Origin of the sequence: Variovorax sp. M-6 (assembly GCF_052114385.1) — a bacterium.
Taxonomy (GTDB): Bacteria; Pseudomonadota; Gammaproteobacteria; order Burkholderiales; family Burkholderiaceae_C; genus Variovorax.
Map to the genome: position 1 here is coordinate 58803 of NZ_JBFREQ010000026.1, position 21882 is coordinate 80684.

14 protein-coding genes and 1 pseudogene are annotated in these 21882 nt (G+C 67.9%); 10 read left to right on the top strand and 5 right to left on the bottom strand.

Features of this window, described 5'->3' with window-relative positions:
• Nucleotides 1–85: 85 nt before the first annotated feature.
• Both AB4Z46_RS25520 and AB4Z46_RS25525 read left to right on the top strand, forming a co-directional pair.
• Entirely contained in the window at nt 86–736 is a 651-nt protein-coding gene (locus AB4Z46_RS25520) for a TetR/AcrR family transcriptional regulator (RefSeq protein WP_442286348.1), read from the top strand.
• Between the two features lie 55 nt (nt 737–791).
• Nucleotides 792–1817, top strand: coding sequence for a hypothetical protein (locus AB4Z46_RS25525; RefSeq protein ID WP_442286349.1), 1026 nt, complete (start codon nt 792–794; stop codon nt 1815–1817).
• 22 nt (nt 1818–1839) lie between these two features.
• Here AB4Z46_RS25525 and AB4Z46_RS25530 read toward each other — a convergent pair whose 3' ends face one another.
• The 4 genes from AB4Z46_RS25530 to AB4Z46_RS25545 all read right to left on the bottom strand — a co-directional run bounded on the left by AB4Z46_RS25530 (nt 1840) and on the right by AB4Z46_RS25545 (nt 6852).
• Entirely contained in the window at nt 1840–5241 is a 3402-nt protein-coding gene (locus tag AB4Z46_RS25530) for a trypsin-like peptidase domain-containing protein (RefSeq protein ID WP_442286350.1), read from the bottom strand.
• A complete protein-coding gene (locus AB4Z46_RS25535) occupies nt 5238–5540 on the bottom strand; it encodes a CU044_2847 family protein (protein ID WP_442286351.1) in 303 nt (100 codons plus the stop codon). Before AB4Z46_RS25535 ends, AB4Z46_RS25530 begins: the two co-directional genes overlap by 4 nt.
• A complete protein-coding gene (locus tag AB4Z46_RS25540) occupies nt 5530–5697 on the bottom strand; it encodes a hypothetical protein (protein WP_442286352.1) in 168 nt (55 codons plus the stop codon). The genes AB4Z46_RS25535 and AB4Z46_RS25540 overlap by 11 nt, the downstream gene beginning before the upstream one ends.
• Nucleotides 5698–5844: 147 nt before the next feature.
• Entirely contained in the window at nt 5845–6852 is a 1008-nt protein-coding gene (locus tag AB4Z46_RS25545) for an AraC family transcriptional regulator (RefSeq protein ID WP_442286353.1), read from the bottom strand.
• A 178-nt stretch (nt 6853–7030) separates the two neighbouring features.
• Between AB4Z46_RS25545 and AB4Z46_RS25550 the strand changes: the two genes are divergently transcribed.
• The 8 genes and pseudogenes from AB4Z46_RS25550 (at nt 7031) to AB4Z46_RS25585 (ending at nt 17983) form a co-directional block, all read left to right on the top strand.
• Nucleotides 7031–7822 (top strand): SDR family oxidoreductase, encoded by a 792-nt coding sequence (locus AB4Z46_RS25550; protein WP_442286354.1) that lies wholly within the window; start codon nt 7031–7033, stop codon nt 7820–7822.
• Nucleotides 7823–7841: 19 nt separating this feature from the next.
• Nucleotides 7842–9080 (top strand): styrene monooxygenase/indole monooxygenase family protein, encoded by a 1239-nt coding sequence (locus tag AB4Z46_RS25555; protein WP_442286355.1) that lies wholly within the window; start codon nt 7842–7844, stop codon nt 9078–9080.
• 15 nt (nt 9081–9095) lie between these two features.
• Nucleotides 9096–10331, top strand: a pseudogene (locus AB4Z46_RS25560) (styrene monooxygenase/indole monooxygenase family protein); the annotation flags it as partial.
• Complete coding sequence (locus AB4Z46_RS25565) at nt 10305–10829, top strand: flavin reductase family protein (protein ID WP_442286376.1); 525 nt, start codon at nt 10305–10307, stop codon at nt 10827–10829. The pseudogene AB4Z46_RS25560 and the gene AB4Z46_RS25565, both read left to right, overlap by 27 nt.
• 46 nt (nt 10830–10875) lie before the next feature.
• A complete protein-coding gene (locus AB4Z46_RS25570) occupies nt 10876–12123 on the top strand; it encodes a dienelactone hydrolase family protein (protein ID WP_442286356.1) in 1248 nt (415 codons plus the stop codon).
• Nucleotides 12124–12524: 401 nt separating this feature from the next.
• Nucleotides 12525–12806 carry a helix-turn-helix domain-containing protein gene (locus AB4Z46_RS25575; RefSeq protein WP_442286357.1) on the top strand — a complete coding sequence of 94 codons (282 nt, stop codon included), beginning with the start codon at nt 12525–12527 and terminating at the stop codon, nt 12804–12806.
• Nucleotides 12803–14125: a type II toxin-antitoxin system HipA family toxin gene (locus tag AB4Z46_RS25580; protein WP_442286358.1), complete on the top strand. Its 1323-nt coding sequence runs from the start codon at nt 12803–12805 to the stop codon at nt 14123–14125. The genes AB4Z46_RS25575 and AB4Z46_RS25580 overlap by 4 nt, the downstream gene beginning before the upstream one ends.
• A 171-nt stretch (nt 14126–14296) precedes the next feature.
• Nucleotides 14297–17983 carry an AsmA family protein gene (locus tag AB4Z46_RS25585; protein ID WP_442286359.1) on the top strand — a complete coding sequence of 1229 codons (3687 nt, stop codon included), beginning with the start codon at nt 14297–14299 and terminating at the stop codon, nt 17981–17983.
• A 36-nt stretch (nt 17984–18019) separates the two neighbouring features.
• Here AB4Z46_RS25585 and AB4Z46_RS25590 read toward each other — a convergent pair whose 3' ends face one another.
• Nucleotides 18020–21838, bottom strand: a complete 3819-nt coding sequence (locus AB4Z46_RS25590; RefSeq protein ID WP_442286360.1) for a BTAD domain-containing putative transcriptional regulator — start codon at nt 21836–21838, stop codon at nt 18020–18022.
• Between the last annotated feature and the right edge of the window lie 44 nt (nt 21839–21882).

A 21882-nucleotide genomic window follows, 5' to 3' on the forward strand; every position in this document is an offset into this window, starting at 1 on the left:
TTCGTGCTTCGTTCCGGTTCGTCGATTCCCCTCTGCAACGGGTGTTCCCCCTGGGAATGCCTCGCGCCCCTGTTCGCTTTCAGTCATGAATTCCACTGTCAAACCTCGGCGCAAGCCATCTCAGTCGCGTGCGTGGATGACGTCTACCGCCATACAGGACGCATTTCTTCTGCTGTTGCTCGAGAAGGGCTACGAGAAGACGTCGATGCGCGACATCGCCAACGTGGCCGGCGTCAGTGTGGGAAGCGTCTACCAGTACTTCCCCGGCAAGGAAGCCATCGCGGCCATGACCGTACGAACATGGGTGCGCAAGCTTTCGACAGCGCTGTCGCAGGCTGTAGAGGGCATCACGCGAACGGGCAAAGGGCGCACGGTCGATGAGGTCACCAGGCTGCTGGTGGAGGTGCAGGTGAACACGATGCTCGAGGGGGGGGCGTACTGGCGAGCCCTGAGTTCCATCGAGCGGCGTGTCTCGCCACAGGCCGTCTACAACCGCTTGTACCAGGACAACGTCGACCTCTTTCGCCAGGCGCTGACCAGTGCCGCGGACTGGCCCGACGGGCTCGACGATGCGCGTGTCGCTTTCAGTGCCTACACCATCGTCGATTCGCTCGTGAAGCAGGCGCTGCTGGTGAAGGCCGCGCTGCCAAGCGCGGAGACCATGCTCGGTGATGTCTCCCTGGCGCTGGACGGATATGTGCGGGCCGTGCGTCGAACGGGTGCGGTGCCGCCCTAAACATTCCTCAAGAACTGCCGATATCAGGCTGTCACGGATCGAGGCATGCCCTGCCATGCGCGAGCCGTTGCGCTTCACCGCGGAAATCACGGTTCGTGATGCCGCGCCGTGTGCCACAGATGCCTTTTTGTCGAGTCAGCCATTCATGAAGAAGATTTTTCCCCTTGTCGCCCTGGTCGCCGCCTTGCAGGCTTGCGTATCGACCGCGCCCAAACTCTCCGCGCAGCAACTCGAGGCCCAGCGTACCTCGACGCTCAATGTCTACGATGACAATCGAGTGGGCCTCAAGTCCGGCGATCAGTGGTCCTGGACGACCAGGCCGGAGGCCATCCTGGCGCTCGAGGTGGACGGGAAGGTCTTCAATGTGAAGGACATCGAATCCCTGGCGCTTGGTGCCGCTGAAAAACAGAAATCGGGCGCGACGCTCGTGACCGTGCAGTTGGCGAGCGGCGCCAAATTCGCGGCGCCTCCCAAGGCCGTGTTCTGGCTGGCCTGCAACAAGGAAAAAGCCTGCCGCAGCCCTGCCGCCATCGACCAGGCCGACCACAGGAACAGCCTGGACGGCATCCTGAGCTTCATCATGGACAGGGATCTGAAGCGCCCGGAGGGCATCAAGGCTCGCCGCGAAGGGGCCACGGTCGATCCCCGAAACGCCATCGGCAGCGACTACCGCGCACGCCCCGTCCTGAGGCAAGCCAGCGATGAAATCAAGGTCGTCAAGGGCGACGACCTTGCTGCCTTGAATGGCAGCGTCGCGGCCATGGTCAAGGCTTGGGATGCCAAGGCATCCGAGCGCGCCGAGAAAGAGGCTATGGTCATCAAGCAATACCGGGACGCCATCGCGCAGAAGAAGGCCGCCATCCAGGGCGAGAAGATCGGCGCCCGGATGTATTGCGAAAGGGTCGCCTCCGGCACCTTGGAGAAAGACCGGGCCTTGTCGTGCATCAACTACGGTGACTGGAGCATCGGTGACCTGGCCGGTCTCGGGTGGAACGTGGTGAATGTGGCGACCAGCCCCTTTGTCGATGCCATCGGAATGCCCTTCACGCGGTATGGCGTGACCTTGCAGAAGGTGCGCTAGCGGCCTGCGCGCCCGGCGCCGGTCAGTCGCCCGTACTGTCGGCGTCCGGGAGCTCGACCAGCACGCGCTCGGGTGGCGCGCCGTCATCGATGCGCACGATCACCTCCAGCCTCAACCGGCCGTTCGCGCGTTCCAGCGGCCGGACTTCGATGTGGTCGTCGATGCGCGGCGGGGACGGCTTGTGGTGCTCCCAATGCAGAAGCACGCACCGCAGCAGGCCGGTCTTGAACATGTCGTCCGCCCAGTACGGCGCAGCGAGCAGGCGCGCGCGCACGAGCATCGGCAGCGCCTGCTCGTCGGGCCATGGATGGCGCGCGAGGTTGAGCACGCAGTTCAGGCCCGCGAGCGAAGGCAGCAGCGGGAGTTCGCGGTTCGACACTGCCTGTCCCGGCAGGCTTCGGAGGTAGGTCCAGGCGGCCTTGAACGGGGCGTCGAGGGCAAGGCGCACGACGCCATCGCGCACCGGTTCGGTGTCCGGCAAGATTGCGAGCCGGCCCGGCAGCGTCTGGATGAGCGCCTCGCTGTCTTCCCCGCCGGGGGCGATCAGGACGGCGCGCGTCATGGCCAGGCAGATCTGCGCGCCGTCCGCGCTGACGCCGTCCGCGAGCAGCTGCCAGGCCCGTTCCGCCAGGCCGGCGGCCACCTCGGCGCCGGTGCCGGGGGGCAGTGTCATCTGCTCGTGCAGCGCCAGCTTGATCCGCACTTCGCGCGCGAGGGTGGCGTCGTCGGTCCAGTCGTGCAGGCGAGGGGTGATCAGGCTCACGAGGGGCCGAACCACCTCGCCACGGCGCAGCTGGGCGTTCGCCCACGACAGGTTCACCAGCGCACGGAACAGGCGCGTTCGCAGCGGCGGCGCGACGATGCCCGCGGGCGCCTCCAGGCAGGCGACGATGCCCTCCGCCAGCGACGCCACCAGCTCGGCGGTGAGCGTCAGCCGCGTGGTGGCGCCGGGGCTGGCCGCCGGTGTGGCGTTGGCGGTTGCGATGGCCGCGTAGACCTTGACCAGCTCCTCGTACAGCGGCGAGCGCTGCGCAAACGAAGCCTGCAGCAGCCGGCCCGAGGCAATGATGTCGGCCATCAGGGCGAGGTCGGCGCGCTCGATGGCTTCGTTGACGAGTCGAACCAGCGTGTCGCACCAGTGCAGCTCGATGGCGTCGGCGGGGTGTGCCTGGATCTCGGGAATCTGCTTCGGGGCCATGGCGAGGGCACGCCGGCGCAGGTTCTCCCGGCGGTCGATGTCGTCGTCGACCGAGCGTCGCAGCACCATCTTGAAATGCCGGTAGGCGATGCTGCCCGAGTCGGGGAATGTGGCGGACAGGCGTTCGAGCGCGGCGCCGATCGCGTCGACCTGCGCCTGCGAGCTGCGCTGCCTCGCGACCCTGACGCTCGCGTTGAAGAGCACGAACGCCAGGGCGTCGAGCAGTGTGTCGTCCGGCTTCCCGGTGGAACCCGCCGCCACGCCTTCGGCGAGCAACCGGAGCGCGCGCACGAAGGCTGTGGCGTCCGAGGTGGTCTGGCGCAAGTCGGCGAGCGTCGCGATCGTGCGCGCGGCGTCGATGCGCCAGGCGGTCACCAGGGAGGCCTGCAGCTGCGCATCCGACAGCACCGGCAGCGGCGCGTTGCGATCGAAGTACGCGGGCTCGTTCCACAGGCCATCGAGCAGCAGTTCGCCGAACATGTCGGGCTCCAGCGACCAGCGCGTGGGGCACATGTCGTGGCCCGTCTGCAGCGTGGATTGCAGCGGAACCCCCGGCATCAGAGCGCCCAGCTCGCCGAGCACGCGGCTCATCGAGGCCTTGACGCGTTCGACCACCAGCGCGGGCAGGCGGTCCAGCTCTCTCAGGGTGGGCAGCCGGTGCAAGCCGTCGGGGCCGGGGATCAGCAGCAGCTCGGGGCCGGACTCGCCCTTGCCGTGAACCAGGATCGGATCGTCGGGCCCGAGCAGCGGCAATCCCCGCAGCAGCGTGCCGATGCCGATGACCGTCACGGCATGGCCGAAGCGGATTTCGTCGGGGCACTTCTGCCGCCATTGGCGCAGCTCGCGTTCGACGATGGGGCGCAGAAGCTCGGGCATGCGCAGCACGTCGGGCACGGTGTCCTGGCGCTGGAAGGCCGCTGCGGCCACCCCCACCAGCAGCGGCCGTCCCTCGCTGGCCTTGGCCAGGTCGGCCCAGAAGCCGGCCTCGGGCGGCGGCAGGCGGTCGAGCCGGTCGGGTGCCCCGGCCGCCAGCCACGCCTTCAGCAGTTCGCGCTGGCAGTCCTGGATGCCGCCGAGCACCCGGGGCTCGCCATGCATGTGCTGGCGGAAGGTCGCGGTTTCGGCCGCGTGCCGCGGCAGGAGTTCGTCCCACCAGCCGGTCTCCTTGCCGGCCTCGCGTTCGAGCAGCAGCACCCGCACCCGGCGCCCCGGCGCCGGCGCCAATCCCGCGCAGGTGCGCAGCAGCTCGCGCACGCGGGCCGGCGCGCGCGAGGCGTAGTCCACCACCAGCAGCATGGGGCGGTCGAGCTGCTGCAGGTCGTTGCGGACGCGGTCGATGTCGTCGAGGTCCACGAAGCCGCACGACCATGTCGCGCCGTGCTGTTGCACCACGTGGTGCGCGAGCCGGCTCTTGCCGATGCCGGCGGGCCCCAGCAGCGTCCACCAGCTGAAAGTGGGGCGGGTGCGCAGGAAGTCCGCCAGTTCGCTCTGCTCCTGCGCGCGGCCCAGCAGCGGAATGGTGGATTCGCTGAACAGGAACCACGCGGGCGTGAAAGGCGGCGGCAAGATGTCCGAGGCCTTCCGCTCGATCAGCCAGGCGGGCCGATCGGCCTTCGGGTTGCCGAAGACGCGTTCCCACAGTTGCAGCGCGGGCGCGTCGGCCGCCGTGGGCAGTTGCAGTTCGCGGGGGGAGACCCGCATGCCCAGTCCGCCGAGATCGGTGTCGCGGCCCCGGCTGACCTGCGTCACCGCGCAGACGCTGCCGGTGCGCAGGTTCAGGATGGGGCTGCCGCTGTGGCCGGGCCGGACCTGTCCGGCGCCGAGCTTCAGCGTCGGGCCGACATGGCCTTCGAGCCGGAGCAGGACGGGGTCGCCCTCAGGGCGCGTGTCGCTGTAGCCGAAGATGTAGCAGTCGTCGAGCGGCGCGGCGTCGCTGTCGAGGCGCACCACGGGGTGGCGCCTGCTCCAGCCGTCCGGAATGGTGACGAGGGCGAGGTCGCGCACGGCCAGCTCAGGCCGTTCAAGCACCGTGCCGGTGGCGGTGTGCTGGCCGCGCTGGATGACCACGCCGCCGGCCGCCGCCCCCTCCACCACGTGCTGGCAGGTCAGCACCAGGTTCTGGCTCACGAAGAAGCCGGTGCCCCGTTCGGCCTTGCCGGCGACCCGCAGCAGGACCGTGCAACGCTGCAGCAGGCGCTCGCCGCGCCTGCCCGGGGCGGAGGTCACGGGCGATCCGCTTTCCAGCTCAGCGTGATCTTCAGGTTGGCGGTGCCGGTGCCCTTGACCAGCAGCGCCGTGAGTTCGCCGGACTCGATGCTGGCGTCGATGCCGAACTCGACCTCGGCCGAATCGGGCTTGACCGCGTCGATGGCCGCCATCACGGCCCGGGAGATGTCGGTGACGGCCTCGGCGAAGCCGCTGAACTTCGGCATCGAAAAAGCGACTTTCTCGTCGCCGCGCGTCATCGCTTCCACCATGATGCGACGGCCGCCTTCCAGTTCGACAGCAACGACTTCATTGGCCATGGGAACCTCCGGAGGACAGGGTGATGGGGGCTCTATCGTATGTCGTCGTTGCTGGTGCGGGGGGCACCGCGGCATGCTGGCCGCGCTTCATTTCGCCGATGGATTGGAGCAGGTCCTTTTCGAATTGCTCCATTTCCGGGCCTTTGGTCTTAGGCATCGAGGGCCTCCTTCAGCCTCATCAGGGTCGCAGCGCAAATGTCCAACAAGCCATTGGACACTTGCGCCACCCCACGACGTCAGGTGGCGAACATGCTCGAGCACCGTGTCCAAAAAAGACAGCGCGTGTCCGAGGTCGCGCCGAACCTCAGCAGCCCCGCGCCGCCCGCGTCTCCGACGGCCGCTCCCCAAACCGCGCCCGGTACTGCGCCGCGAAGTGCCCCAGATGCAGAAACCCGTACTTCTGCGCCACCTCGCGCACACCGCCTCCAGCCACGCCGGCCGATGCCAGCAGTTCGGCCCGCACCCTGTCGAGCCGGAGTTCGCGCAAGAACTCCATCGGCCCCTGCCCCGCATGCTGACGAAACGCCAGTTGCAGGGCGCGCGCGCTGCAGCCGACTTCGCGGCAGACGTCGGCCAGCGACAGGGGCTGCTCGGCATGCGCCGCCATGTATTCCTGCGCCTTGCGGACCACCCGCGGCAGCAGGTTGCGCTGCGCTTCGCCGGCCAGGGCGCGCGAATAGGTGTGGCCCGCCGACATGAGCAGGCTCGACATCAGATACTCCTCGGCATGCTCGGCGAGCCGCCCGCCTGACTGCAGCGCGTTGCCGGCGTCGAGCGTGAGCCGCAGGTAGTCGATGAAGTGCACCAGCGGCGCCAGCGCAGGGTTGTCCAGCGGCACGCCCAGGTCGAACACCAGGTGCTGCCGCACGGGCGCCTGCAGCAAGGATTCGAGCCGCGAGAGCAGGGCGGAGCGGGCCAGCCGCACGATCAGGTGCGGGCTGTCGTCGGCCCAGCGCATCGACAGCGGCTCGGTCGGCGAGGGCAGGGAGGCGAGGCTGGGCGTCGCATCCACCTGCTGCGCGCCGCAGCGGATCTCGGCGCCGCCGCGCAACGGAATCTGTAACAGGAAAAAGTCCTGCAGGTAGCCGGGGTCGATCTGCACGCCGGGGCCGTACTGCACGTAGTTGAGGCTCACGTCCCGATGCAGCCGCGCGCTGTGGTGGCAGGCGTCGAGTTCGGTGCGCGGCCGCAGCATGACCAGGCCGTGCGGGCAGAACACGCGGGCCACGCTCTCGCGCGCCTCGTCCATGTCGTGGCTCTCGAAAAGTCGGTAGCGCTGCAGCGGCAGCCGTGCGGTCGTGGCGGTTTCCATCGGGTCGGCCACCCTAGCAAAAACCGTCCCCGCCCACAATTCGGGCCAGCCCTTTGATGAAAACTGCGCGCCAGGGACAGGGCCCGCGTTTCCGGGATCCGCCGGCGGCCTCCTTGCTCATAACGTTCGCTCCACAGGCCATCCCGGCCTGCCCGTTCAACCGAGGAGAGCAAGCGTCATGTTCAAGGGACTCGAGGGCAAGAGCGCCATCGTCACCGGTGGCTCCACACTGATAGGCGCCGGCGTGGTGCGTGCGATGCACGCGGCCGGCATCAAGGTCGTCATCGCCGACATCGATGCCGACAACGGCCAGGCGCTGGCCGATTCGCTGGGCGCCGGCGTGCGCTTCGTGCGCACCGACATCACCGACGACGCCCAGGTGCAGGCCTGCGTGGCGGAGGCGGCCGCGCGGCACGGCGGCGTTCACTTCCTGGTCAACCTGGCCTGCTCCTACGTGGACGACGGCTTCAAGTCGCCGCGCGCCGACTGGCTCACTTCGTTCAACGTGAACGTGGCGAGCGCGGTGGCCATGCTGCAGGCCGTGCACCCGCACATGGTCGCGGCCGGCGGCGGGGCGGTGGTCAATTTCACGAGCATCTCGTCGCGCGTGGCGCAGACGGGGCGCTGGCTCTATCCGGTGAGCAAGGCCGCGATGGCGCAGCTCACCCGCAACATGGCGATGGACCTGGCGCCGGATCGCATCCGCGTCAACAGCGTGTCGCCGGGCTGGACCTGGTCGGCGGTGATGGACAAGCTCAGCGGCGGCGACCGCGCCAAGACCGATCGCGTGGCCGCGCCCTTCCATCTGCTCGGGCGGGTCGGCGATCCGGACGAAGTGGCGCAGGTGGTGCTGTTCCTGTGTTCGGACCATGCCAGCTTCGTCACCGGCTCCGACTACGCGGTCGACGGCGGCTATTCCGCCATGGGCCCCGAGCAGGCCGTGCCCGCCATTCCCAAGTTGATGGACTGACCAGATCAAGGAGCAAGCAATGAAGCGAATCGCCATCGTCGGCGCGGGCCAGTCGGGCCTGCAACTGGGGCTCGGACTGCTCGCGGCAGGCTACGAGGTCACGATGTACAGCAACCGCACGGGTGAGGACATCCGCACCGGCAAGGTCATGTCGAGCCAGTGCATGTTCGACGCCTCGCTGCAGATCGAGCGCGACCTGGGCCTGGACCAGTGGGCGAGCGATTGCCCCACGGTGGACGGCATCGGCCTGGCCGTGCCCCATCCCGAGCAGAAGGGCGCCAAGGTCATCGACTGGGCCGCGCGGCTCAATGCGAGCGCGCAGTCGGTCGACCAGCGCGTGAAGATCCCGGCCTGGATGGACGCGTTCCAGAAGAAGGGCGGCGAACTCATCCTCAAGGACGCGGGCATCGACGAGCTGGAGGCTTGCACCCGGAGCCACGATCTCACGCTCGTCGCCAGCGGCAAGGGCGAGATCTCGAAGCTCTTCGAGCGCGACGCCCACAAGTCCACCTACGACAAGCCGCAACGCGCCCTGGCACTGACCTACGTGAAGGGCATGACCCCGCGCGAGCCGTTCTCCGCCGTGTGCTTCAACCTCATCCCCGGCGTGGGCGAGTACTTCGTCTTCCCGGCCCTGACCACCACGGGGCCCTGCGAGATCATGGTGTTCGAAGGCGTGCCCGGCGGCCCGATGGACTGTTGGGCCGACGTGAAGTCCCCGCAGGAGCACCTGGCGCGCAGCAAGTGGATCCTCGACACCTTCACGCCCTGGGAGGCCGAGCGCTGCAAGAACATCGAGCTGACCGACGACAACGGCATCCTCGCGGGCCGCTTCGCGCCGACGGTGCGCAAGCCGGTGGCGACCCTGCCTTCGGGGCGCCGTGTGCTGGGCCTGGCCGACGTGGTGGTGCTCAACGACCCGATCACGGGCCAGGGCTCCAACAACGCGGCCAAGTGCGCCGACACCTACCTCAGGAGCATCCTCGCGCGCGGCGACGGCGCGGCCGATGCGGCATGGATGCAGCAGACCTTCGACCGCTACTGGTTCGGCTACGCGCAGTGGGTCACGCAGTGGACCAACATGCTGCTCGCGCCGCCGCCGCCCCATGTGCTGAATCTGCTGGGCAGCGCCGGTGCCATCCCGCCGCTGGCCAGCGCCATTGCCAACGGCTTCGACGATCCGCGCACCTTCTTCCCGTGGTTCGCCGACCCCGCGGAGGCCGGCCGCTACATCGAAACCTGCGCCGCCGTCGCCTGAGCCCGGAGCCCGAGCATGAAGCGACGCGTGGCCATCGTCGGCGCCGGACAGTCCGGCATGCAGCTCGCGCTCGGCCTGCTGCGCGCGGGGCACGAGGTGACGGTTTACTCGAACCGCACGGGGCGCGAGATCTTCGAGGGCCCGGTCATGTCCAGCCAGTGCATGTTCGAGACCGCGCTGCAGACCGAGCGCGAGCTGGCGCTCGACTGGTGGGCCGGCGAATGCCCCTCCGTGGAGGGCATCGGCATGGCGGTGCGCAGCCCCGAAGGCGGCAAGGCCATCGAATGGAGCGCGCGGCTCGACGGGCCCGCGCAGTCGGTCGACCAGCGGCTCAAGATCCCCGCCTGGATGGCCGAGTTCGAGAAACGCGGCGGCCGGCTGGTGCTGCAGGACGTGGGGCTGGCCGAGCTGGAAGCCTGCGCCGCGACCCACGAGCTCGTTGTCGTTGCCAGCGGCAAGGGCGAGATCTCGCAACTGTTCGAGCGCGACGCGGAGCGCTCGCCCTTCGACCAGCCCCAGCGCGCGCTGGCGCTCACCTACGTGAAGGGCATGAAGCCCGCCCGGCCGTATGCGCGGGTGTGCTTCAACCTGATCCCCGGCGTGGGCGAGTACTTCGTGTTCCCGGCGCTGACCACCACGGGGCCGTGCGAGATCATGGTGTTCGAGGGCGTGCCCGGCGGCCCGATGGATTGCTGGTCGGACGTGAAGACCCCGCAGGAGCACCTCGCGCGCAGCAAGTGGATCCTCGACACCTTCCTGCCCTGGGAAGCCGAGCGCTGCAACGACATCACGCTGACCGACGACAACGGCATCCTGGCGGGCCGCTTCGCGCCCACGGTACGCAAGCCCGTGGCGACGCTGCCCTCGGGGCGTCGCGTGCTGGGCCTGGCCGACGCGGTGGTGCTCAACGACCCGATCACCGGCCAGGGCTCCAACAACGCGGCCAAGTGCGCCGACATCTACCTGAAGCGGATCCTCGAACACGGCGATGCGCCGTTCGACGCGGCGTGGATGCAGCAGACCTTCGACCGCTACTGGGAAGGCTATGCCCGCTGGGCCACCGACTGGACCAACAGCCTGCTCGCGCCACCGAAGCCGCACGTGCAGAAGCTGCTGCAGAGCGCCACCCCCATGCCCGCGGTCGCGAGCACCCTCGTCAACGGCTTCGACGACCCGCGCGTCTTCGCGCCCTGGTGGTTCGATGCCGTCGAGGCCGACCGCTTCCTGGAAACCAGGGCGCGCGAGGCGGCGGCCGACCGCTTCGACCGGCGCGACTTCCGCAAGGCGCTGGGGCAGTTCACCACCGGCGTGACCGTCATCACGACCCGGGCCATCGACGGCCGCCGCGTGGGCATGACCGCCAATTCGTTCTCGTCGGTCTCGCTGGACCCGCCGCTGGTGCTGTGGAGCCTGGCCCGGCAGGCGCCGAGCGTGGACGACTTCACTGGCGCCAGCCACTTCGCGATCAACGTGCTGGCGGCGCACCAGCATCACCTGTCGCGCCAGTTCTCGACGCCGCAGGCCGACAAGTTCGGCGGCGTGGACTGCTGCGACGGAACGGCCGGCGTGCCGCTGCTCAATGGCGTCATCGCCCGCTTCATCTGCCGCAACGTGAGGCAATATGACGGCGGCGACCACCTCATCTTCATCGGCGAGGTCGAGCGCTACGACCGCTTCGACGGCGAGCCGCTGGTTTTTCATTCGGGCTACTACCAGGTGACGACGCGACATCCGGAATGCGTGCAATGAGCGCGCGGCCCGCACACCCATCAACCCATTGAACGGAGCACTTCACATGCAGGACAAAGCAAGCACTTCCCCGCGCCACATCCGCATCCAGGCCAGCGACGGCAGCGGAAGCTTCAACGGCTACCTCGCCGTGCCGCGCTCGGGCCGCGGGCCCGGCCTGGTGCTGGCGCAGGAGATCTTCGGCGTGAACCAGACGATGCGCGACGTGGCCGACTACTACGCCGAGGAAGGCTACGTGGTGCTCGTGCCCGACCTGTTCTGGCGCCAGCAGCCCGATGTCGAGCTCGGCTATTCGCCCGACGACTGGCAGCGCGCCTTCGCCCTCTACCAGGGCTTCGACGAGGCCCGCGGCATGGAAGACATGCAGGCCGCGATCACCGCGCTGCGCGGGCGGCCCGAAGTGCAGGACGCCAAGGTCGGCGTGCTCGGCTTCTGCCTGGGCGGCAAGCTGGCCTACCTGGCGGCCTGCCGTACCGATGCCGACGTGGCCGTCGGCTACTACGGCGTGGGCATCGACGCGGCGCTGGACGAGGCCGATCGCATCCGCTGCCGGCTCGCCCTGCACGTGGCCGAGCTCGACGGCTTCTGCCCGCCCGAAGCACGCGAGCGCATCGTGCAGGCGCTGCGCGGCCGGCCGAACGTCGAGGTGCATGTGTACCCCGGCGTCGACCATGCGTTTGCGCGGGTGGGCGGCGAGCACTATCACCGGGCCTCGGCGCTGATGGCGCACGAGCGCAGCATCGCCGCGCTGAAGAGCGCCATCGGCCCGCACTACGACCTGGCCGCGCTGTGGGACAAGCACTGCGAGTACGAGTTCGCGACCCGCAACGTCGACGACACGATGAGCACCATGGTGGCCGAGCCCTACGTCAACCACATCCCGACCATGACCGGCGGCGTGGGCTACAAGGCGCTGCACCACTTCTACACGAACCACTTCGTCAACAGCAACCCGCCCGACACCTCGCTGGTGCCGATCTCGCGCACCGTGGGCGCGTCGCAGGTGGTGGACGAGATGCTGTTCTGCTTCACGCACACCACGGAGATCCCGTGGATGCTGCCGGGGGTGGCGCCGACGGGCAAGCGGGTGGAGATTCCGCTGCTGGCGGTGGTGAAGTTCCGGGGGGACAAGCTCTACCACGAGCACATTTACTGGGACCAGGCGAGTGTGCTGGTGCAGATCGGGTTGCTGGATGCGGCGGGGCTGCCGGTGGCGGGGGTGGAGACGGCGCGCAAGCTGCTGGATGAGACGCTGCCATCGAATACCTTGATGGATTTGCGAAAAGGAGGTTGAGGCGGAAGCATCGCAGGACGTGCGTGGCTTCGCGATCGTTGACCTTGAACCGGTGAGCGGACGCACCGTCCGCGCATCGAATCTGGAAAGCGCCTTTCGGGGCGCTTTTTTGTTGGTTGCAGACCCCCCGATGTGGATGGTCATCATGTTGCGCGGCAAGCCACGTTGAATGGCGAAGTCATGCCGTATTTGCCATAAAAAATCCATTTACGGCGGATAGGAAGATCGCCTAAGACCTCCGTTTGATGCCATATACAGCATCAAATCTTTGAAAATTGCGATTGTGCTGTATTTGCCATAAAATGCGCTCTTGACATCGTTCAAGCGTTCCAATATCAGCGCAGAGAATCAGCGCAGAGAACAACCACATAAAGTGGTCATTCTTATAGCAAATAGAGCATATGAACAGTTTGCCTGACCTTGGCCGCGCGCTCGCGCGCTTGCGTAAAGAGCGCGGCCTGACCCAGAAGGAACTGGCCGCCGCCTGCGGCATGGGCCAGTCCACGCTCGCGCGCTTCGAAACTGGCGGTGTCGCCGAGTTCGGCTCGCGCAAGCTGCTGCGCCTGCTCGAGGTGCTCGGCTACGAGATGAGCTACGTGCCGATGAATCGCAGCTTCACGCTCGACGACGCGCTGGCCGAACGACAGCGTGAGTTCGCCGGCGACAGCGAAGCGCACCGATGAAGCTGCACGTCTTCGTTCATGACAAGCCAGTCGCGACCCTGGAGTCCGCCGATGGCTTCCGCCACGTGATGGCCTATCACCCGGACGTCGAGCCCGAGCAGTTCGTCTCGCTGCTGATGCCCGTGCGCACCGAGTCCTATGCCTATCCCGACCTGCACCCCATCTTCCGGATGAACCTGCCGGAAGGCTTCCTGCTGTCGATCCTTCAAGAGCAATTGGGGCCGCAGGTCGGTGCATCACCGCTCAACCTGCTGTCGGTGGTGGGGCGCAATGCCATCGGGCGTGTCAAGGTCGCGATGCCCGGCGCAGACCCGACACAGCCGCCCGTGCCCTTCGAGCTCGCAGGCATTCTGCGGGGCGACAACTCCGAGGCGGCTTTCGTCGACCTGGTGCGCCGCTACGCCGTGTCGGGCGTGTCTGGCGTCGTCCCCAAGTTCCTCTCGCCCAACACTCTCGCGGAGCACGGCAAGGGAACGCTGGCTACCGACCGGCACATCATCAAGGGCACGACCTCTCGGCTCCCCGGCGTCGCACTCAACGAACACCTCTGCATGGAAGTGTCGCGCCAGGCCGGCATACCCACCGCGACGACCGAGGTCTCCGATGACGGCCAAGCCCTGGTGGTGCATCGCTTCGACTTCGAGGACGACGGCGTCACGCGCAAGGGCATGGAAGACCTCTGCAGCCTGCTGTCACTGCGGCCCGAAGAGAAATACCAGTCGACCTGGGAGCGCGTAGTCGGCCGCATCAAGGACGTGGTGATCATTGCTGCGCAGCAGAACGCAGCGCTTTCGCAACTGGCCGATTTGTTGCTGCTGACCTACGCGCTGCGCAACGCCGACTGCCACACCAAGAACATCGCGCTGCTCTACAGCTCGCGCGAGCGCATCGCCCTGGCGCCCGTCTACGACATGCTGACCATCACGGTCTACGAAGACTATGCGAAGAACCCGCCCGGCATGCCTGTCGATGGGCGCAGCACCTGGATGCCGGGAAAGGCGTTGGAGCGCTTTCTGCAGACGCGCTGCGGCGTGATGCCCGCGCAGACCCGGGAGCGCGTGGAGCGCATCTGCGAGGCGATCGTCCAGGTGACGCCGCAGGTGGTCGAAGCGGCTGGCCGCTACCCTGGGTTTCGCGAGACGGGCCCGCGGATGCTGCATGCGTGGAACGCCGGGATGAACAGTCTGCGGCTGCAAAAGAGCTGGAGTCTGCCGTCGCTCGACGGTGCCATCGAGCAGGCAGGGTTGGCGGATGTGAGGCCGGCGGTGCCGGCTCCGCGGGAAAAGATCGGGAGATCGCCGTTGTTGGGGAAGCGCTGAAGACCGGAAGATCGTTGCAGTCCATAGCCGCACCCGCGCTCCCTTCGCTACGATGGCGGCACTTCGTTCGTCATCCAACCCGCGACCCGCTTGCCCGCCTCTCATCGCCCCACCATGACCACGCCCGGGTCGACCCCACCCGGGTCGCCATGGCGTCGACGCACAACCAGGTTGCTGCTGTGGGCGACAGGGCTGCTGCTCGCCGCGGCCCTTGGGTTGATGCTCTTCCTGAAGACGCTCGACGCCGAGGTCTACCAACGCGCCGTGGAGCGACAGCTTTCATCCGTTCTGGATCGGAAGGTGTCGATAGGCGGTCTGTCGTTCGATCTTGGCGTGCGGCCGACCTTGTCCGTGCGCGATCTGCGCATCGCCAACCCTTCCTGGGCATCGCGACCGGACTTCGTGACCGCTGCGAGCGGCGAGGCGCGCCTCGATCTCATCGCCCTGTGGAAGGGTCGGGTCGAAATGCGCGCCGTGCGCCTGGAGGGTGTGGACCTGCTGCTCGAGCGCAATGCGCAGGGCGAAGGCAATTGGCTGTTTGGCACGCCCGATCGAAGCACCCAGCGCGCGGCATTGCCTGACTTCGGCACCGTGTCGCTGACCGACGTGCACATTGGCTGGCGGCCAGCCGGCGGCGCCGTCGAGCAGATTCGTGTCGATACCGCCGAGGCCACGATCAGCGACGGCGCGCCGTTTCGGGTTCAAGCGCTTGCCGACTATCGACAAACGCCGATGCAGCTCACGGTGGAGGCCAACGCCTCGCTGCAGGCGGCACTCGACGGCGAACCCTGGCGTCTGGCCGTCGGCCTGCGACCGAAGGGGGCGTCCCTCACGCTCGACGTGCGATTGGCATCGATCGCGTCGCTCGAGGGCCTCGAGCTCGGCATCGAGGCGACGGGCGAGCATCTCGACGCGTGGTCCGGCGTCCTGGGGCAGACATTGCCGGGATGGGGCCCCTATCGCCTGTCGGCGCAGGCTCGCTATGCACGAGGCAGCCTGCAGGTCGAAGACCTGGGTCTGTCGCTCGATGGCCTGCCGATGCAGCCGTCGCGCCTCGAGATCGGCTCGGGCAAGGCGGTGCTTGGCGCGAGCGTCGACACGCGGCTGACGCTCGCGGGCAAGGTCGGTGATGCGGCGTTCTCGCTCGAGGCCAGCAGCGCGCCATGGCCTGCGCTGCAAAAGATCGGTGGCGCCGCGCCTCTCACGCTGCGCGCCGAGCTTGCGGGCTTCACGCTGAGCGCCAATGGAAACCTCACGCCCGCGACCGAAGCCACGGACTTCGACCTGGCGCTGACCGCCCGTGGCGATGCGATGGCGCCGTTGCGCGCACTTGCGGGCCTGCGCCCGAGCCAAGCCTTGCCGGTGGATCTTTCGGCCCGCGTGACGCGTTCCAAGGAAGGCTATGCGGCCAGGAACATCCGTGGCCTGGTACTCGCCTCGGCGGTGTCGGGAGATCTCGCGTACGCAAGCGCGCCGCGTGCGCGGCTCAGCGGGTCGCTGAACCTCGGCCGGTTGGACCTGAATCGGCTCGATGCCAAAGCGCTCGAATCGGCCGCGCCCGAGTCGCGACCACGGGACGCCTCCGTTGCGGGCGCGCCGGCGTGGCTCAAGAGCGTCGAAGCGGATCTGTCCCTGCGGGTTGCAGCCATCACCGGCCTGCCGCTCCCGGCCAGGGACCTGGCCGGCCGGGTGCGCTGGCGCGACGATGTGATCGAGGTGCAAGGGCTTGCCGCCACACTGGCCGACACGGTGGTCACGGGAGACGGCACGCTTCGCTGGAGGGATGGCCGGCCGCAGATCGCTGGCAATGCGGGCATTGCGGTGCTCGACTTCGCCAAGCTCGGCGGCAGCGCGGCAAAAAAAGGACCGCGCAGCGCATTCGACGAACCACTGCCGCTGGCGCCGCTGCGTGCCTTCGATGCCAGGCTTCAGCTCGACATTGCCCGCATTGCGGGCGCACCGGTGCCGATCGGCAAGGTGGCCGCGCTCGCGAATCTGCGGGGCGGCAAGCTCGCCATCGACCTGACATCCGCCACGGTCGCCAACGCGCCGGTGCAGGGCCAGGTCACGGTCGATGCGAGCGGGCGGGCATGGCGCGTCGATGCCAATGCGAAGGCCGACCGCATCGACGTGGCGGCGCTGCTGCGCTCGCCGAATCGGCCCGACTCGACGAGCGGCGCGATCCAGGGACTGCAAGTCCTGTTCGGCTCGCGGGGCACGAGCGTGCGCGACCTCATGAAGCAGGCGAAGCTCTCCGTTCGCACCGCTCCCTTCTCCCTTGCGGTGGGTCGCGACCGCTCCCCGGTCCAGGTGCAGCAGGCGAACATCGAGGTCGAGCCGGGCGGCCCGGTGCGCGCGAGCGCGGTGGGCCATGCACTCGGCGCGCCGATGAACCTGACGGTGGTCGCCGGGCCGTTGGCCGAATTGCTGAACCCCGAGACCGCGTGGCCCAAGATGGAAGCGAATCTGCGCACGGCCCTGGACGGCGACACACTCCACGTGCTTGCGACCAGCGGGCCCCTGCAGCGTCTGATCGGCCTGCGTGACGTGCCGCTGAGCTTGCAGGCGACGCTGCCCGGCGCGCGCGCCACCCTGGAGGGCAAGGTGGGCAACCTCGAGGCGCCCACGGGCACGCGGCTCGCCGCCCGGATCGAGATCGACAACCTGGCGAAGACGGCGACGAGCTTCACCGCATCGCGCCTGCCGGCCCTCCCGGTCAGCGCCTCGGGACGGGTCACGCTGGGAGACGGGGAGGTGGCCGTCGACGATCTCAGCGCGCAGGCCGGCAAGTCGGATGCGGCGGGGCGGCTGCGATTTCGGTGGCGCGACCGGCCGCGTCTGTCAGCGGATCTCACGTCCAGGCTGATCGATGTCACGCAGTGGGAAGCACCCACGCCCAACGAGACGCCGCTGCTCGACCGACCCCTCCGCATGCCGTTCCTGCTCTCGCACGACGCGCAACTGCGGCTGCGCGCCGAGCGCTTCCTTTTGCAGCGATACGACCTGGCGAAGCTGCAACTCGATGGCACGCTCACGAACGGACTGATCCAGGTGTCGACCGCAGCGGCCGAAGGCGAGCTGCGCGGGGAACTGCGTCTCGACTTGCACCAGGAAGTGCCTGGTGCGGCGTTGCGTCTGTCGCTCAAGCAAGTCGATACAGAGGCGCTGTATACGGCACGGGCGGGGCCATCGAGCGGGGTCGCCAGGCCGCCGCTGTCGATCAGCGCGCAGCTCGCCGGTACCGGCACCACGGTGCGCCACATGCTCACGACCGGGCGCGGCGAGTTCCTGCTCACCGCCGGCGCGGGCACATTGCCCATCAATTCGGGCTACGGCTTCGAGAGGATTGCCGGCAACCTCCTCCTGACGCTGGTGCCCGGCCGCAGGGCGGCGGACAACACCCAGCTCGAATGTGCGGCGGCGCGCTTCACCATCGCCGACGGCGTGGCCACCTCGAGTGACGGCGTCGCGTTGCGCCTGAAGCATCTGGACATCCTGGGCGGTGGCGCGGTGAACCTGAAAACGAGCGAAATCCTGTTCGGGTACCGGGCAGTGCGACGCGAGTTCTTCCAATTCAGCCTGCTGGGCCTGACGAGCGGCGTCGCGAAACTCACCGGAACGCTCAGCAACCCGACGGTCGAACTGGACCCCAGCGGCGCGCTGCTCGTGGGGACCGCGGCCTGGGCCACCGGGGGGATCTCGCTGCTGGCGGGCGACTTGTGGCGCAAGCTCGAGTCGACTGCCAACCCCTGCGACCGCATCGCTGCCGGTACCCAGCTTTCGAGCGACCCGCTCGACGTGCTGATTCGATCAGCGCCATCGATCAACTTGCCTTCCCGCCTGTCGGTCAAGCCCTGATTGCCGGATAGCTGCGCCACCTCGGCATTGCAAAGCCTAGATCGGAGCACGCAACAGCTTCGCCGCGTCCACAAGATCGGGGGTGTCGAACCCCTCGGTGAACCAGTCGTGCACTTTCGCCAGCATGCGCCGTGCCTCCTCTTTCTTGCCCTGCTGCCGCCACAACTGCGCCAGGCTCATGGCCGCCCGCAGCTCCAGCGTTTTCGTCCCTTGCCGACGGCTGATGGCGAGCGCCTGGCTGAAAGAAGCTTCGGCGGCCGTCGTATCGGGTGGCGAAAGCGCCAGTAGGCACACGCCCTCGAGGCGATGACGTTCGGCCGCGAACTGGCAACTGCCCGTGCTTTGCTCATTGGCCTGCGCCTGCGCAAGCAAGCCGAGCGCATCGTCGTACAGCGCCAGGTGCATATGGACCTGGGCCATGTCGGACAAACGCTGCGCCGAGTACGAAGGCGCCGCCGCGCTCAGACGGGCCACGAGCGATTGGAGTTCGGAGAGGTCCTGCCGGCCTTCAAGCAGGATCTGGGCCCTGCCGTGCAGCGCCTCGCCCGTCGCCATCCAGTGCGGCATGCCATGTTGTCGCGTGAGGGCGATGGCCTCGGAAGACAAGCTCAGGGTCTCCGCGTGCCTGTTCAACCAGCGATGCAGCATGGTCGCGAAGAGCAGCGCCATCGCCAGGGTTTTCGGATGTTCCATCGCGCGTGCCCGCTCGAGCATCCGCTCGCACACCTCGCGCGCCTGATCCGCGAAACCGAGGAACAAGAGCGCCCACGACAAATGCCCGGCAAACGAGACGGACAGGTCCTCGCCGAACAGTTCCAGCATGAGGTGGTGCTGGTCCGGACGATGAAGTGCAATGGCCTTCGCGGCGTGCGTGCGCGAGGCTTCGAACTCACCCAGCCAGAAAGAGGCAACGGCGGCCACATAGTGCGCTGCCTGCTTTCCGATCGGGTCATCGCGCGCCAGGTCCAGCAGCCGCAAGGCGGCTTGCGGCACGCCGCGGGGACCGACGGTCGCCACGGTGTTTCTCAAGCGCGTCCATTCCGCAAGAAACAGTTCCGGACTGTCCGCCACCAGCTCGCGCAAGGCAGACACTCGCGCGGTGACCCGGGTGGCATCCTCGGAACCGTAGCCGCGCGTCGCGTGCAGCGCAGGGCAGAGGCCGACCAGGATCGAGAATTCGGTCCGATCCCTTTCCGGTGACGCGGGCAGCGTCATCAGCAATTGCAGCCCGCGATCGAAATGTGCGATCGCTTCCTGGTTGGCCGAGCCGGAGATCGCTCGTTGCCCTGCCTTGATCCAGTAGTCGATGGATTGCCGGACTTCTCCGGCCGAGGACAGGTGCTGCGCCAGGAGTTCCGGCCGCGCCGCGACGCTGTCGGGGAAACTGTCTTGCAGCACCTGCGCGATCCGCCGATGCGTCGCCTGCCGATCGGCCCGGGTCTGCGATTGATAGGCCGCCTCCTGGATCAACGCGTGCCTGAACTGGCAGGTCGCTTCATCGACCTGCACGACCAGGCCGGCATCCTTCAACTGACGCAGGGATCTCGCCAGCACATCCGAACCCCACGGCGAAGCCTTGCCCAGCAGATCGACGCCGAACTCGCGTCCGATTGTGGCGGCAATCTGCGCGGTGTACCTCGCGTCGCCCAATTGGTCCATGCGGGTCGCCAGCAGATCGTGCAAGGTGCCCGGGATGCTGGCCCAATCGACGCTGGTGGCCGTCTTCGCCAGCTCCTCCGCGAAGAGTGGCACGCCATCGGCGCGTTCCACGATGCGGCGCACGGTCGCTGCCGGGAGCTTGCCGCTGACCGAGCTGATCAGTTGCTCCATCTCGTGCTCGGCGAGGGGCGGGAGCGACAGCACGGAGGCCGCATGGGGCGCAACGAATCCGGGCCGCGCAGTGAAGATCGCGAGCAGGGCCCGCGCTCCCTTTGGCTCGAAGAGTGCCGTCAGGAAATCCTGCGTGGAAGGGTCCGCCCAATGCAGGTCTTCCGCGATGAGCAAGATCGGCAGCCGAGCCGTCGGCCCCTTCAACACCGTGCGCAGGAGCTTGATCGTGAGTTCTTTCTGCTTTTGCAGCGAGAGACCCGTCGCCCGGTAGTCGGCGGGTTGCGGCAGCGAGTACAGCGAGGCCAGCAAGGGGACAGCTTCCCGGGCCAATGCGGGGTAGTTCCTTGCGACGTGGCGCGCCAGCTTGGCGGACTTCAGCTCCGGCGTGTCGCCGGGGGCGAAGCCCAGGTTGGCTTCGAGCAGCACCAGCAGCGGATGAAACGGCGACCGGCTGTATTCCGGGAAGCAGCGCAGCTCGCGGACGGCGTGCGGCTGGCCCGCCAGCCGCTGCTTGAAGGCATGCACCAGGCGGGACTTGCCGATGGCCGGCTCGCCCTGCACTAGCACCGCGTGGCTCGCGCCCTGCGTGGCCTCGTCCCACCATCCCGCGAGCTGAACGAGTTCGGCCTGCCGTCCGACCAGCAGCGTCAGCTGCGTGGCGGCATCCAGCCGTGTGCGGGCGCCACTTGCCTTGTCGACCCGGAACACAGCCACGGGCCGCGACGCGTCCGGCAGGGATCGGGTGCCCAGGCTCGTGCAATCGAAATAGCCACCCACGATGCTGTGCGTCTCCTGGCTGATCGCTGTCTCGTTGTACCCGACGCAACGGCGCAGCTGGATCGCGACCCCGGAGGTCTTGCCGACGATGTCCGGCAGGGAGGGGTCGCTGCCTGTGGTGATCAGGCCGGTATGCACGCCCGAGCGGATCTCGATGCCGCGAGCGGCTTCCCGCGTGACGGCCAAGGCGGCTCGCACGGCCCGCACGGCACTGTCCTCACGGGATTGCGGGTAGCCGAAATAGGCCAGCAATCCGCCGCCGTGCATCGGCACCAGATGCCCCGAAAGCTGCCGGATGATCTCGACACAGTGGGCCCGGGGTGCGAGCAGGAGTTCCATCGCGTCGTCGGGGTCGTCGATGCCGGAGGGCGCCAGCTCGCAGAACAGCACGGTGACCTGTCGTCGCTGCGCGTTCGCCTGCGGGACGACAGGCGGCGACCGCGCGGTCGGGATCCCTGGCGCGTCGCGCACGACTTCGACGTTGCGGATGCGCTCGGCCAGTTGCCGCGTCTCTTCGCCGGGGCTGGCGCCCAGCTCCTTTTTCAGCAGGCGGCAGCAGGCGTCGAACTGCGCCAGGGCCGCGCCGTTCTGGCCGTTCAAGGCGTACAGGCGCATCACCCTGCGGTGTGCGGCTTCGTCCCACGGCTCGAGGTCCGCATGGCGCAAGGCGAATTGCAGGGCCTTGCCATGGTCGCCGCCGGCCTCGTGGACATTCGCCAACTGCTCCAGCATGGCGAGCGCGCGGCGGTGCAGGGCTTCACGCTGGACGAGCAGCCAGTCTTCGAAATCGGGGCAGTCCGGCAAGTAGAAGCCGGCCATGAATTCACCGCGATAGAGGTCGACGACGCGCTCGTTGCGTTGCTGTGGCGAGTCGCGCTCGTCCGGCGAAAGCTGCGCCCGTCCGCTGAATGCAACCGCGTCGACGCAGGCCTGCGGAACAAATCGGATGGTGCTCTTGCTGGCCGAGAACAAGTGCTTGCCTGTGGGCAACTCCAGCACGCGGCGCAAGTCCGACAGAGTGCGGCGCAGATTGCCCCGCGCCGTGACGGGGTCGTTGCCGCCCCAGAACATCTCGGCCAGAACCTCGCGCTTGTGGTCCTGCTGCTGCTCCATCGCCAGGTAGGCGAGCAGCGCACGCATCTTGTCGTACGAAATCCCGGCAACAGGACGGCCGTCCAAAACGCACCTGAATCCGCCCAGCAACCCGAGTTGGAGGCCGTGATCGGAGGGGCGTTCGGGCGGGTTCAAGGTCGGCGGTGACTATATATCGGGGGGGCCAAACGTGCGAACGA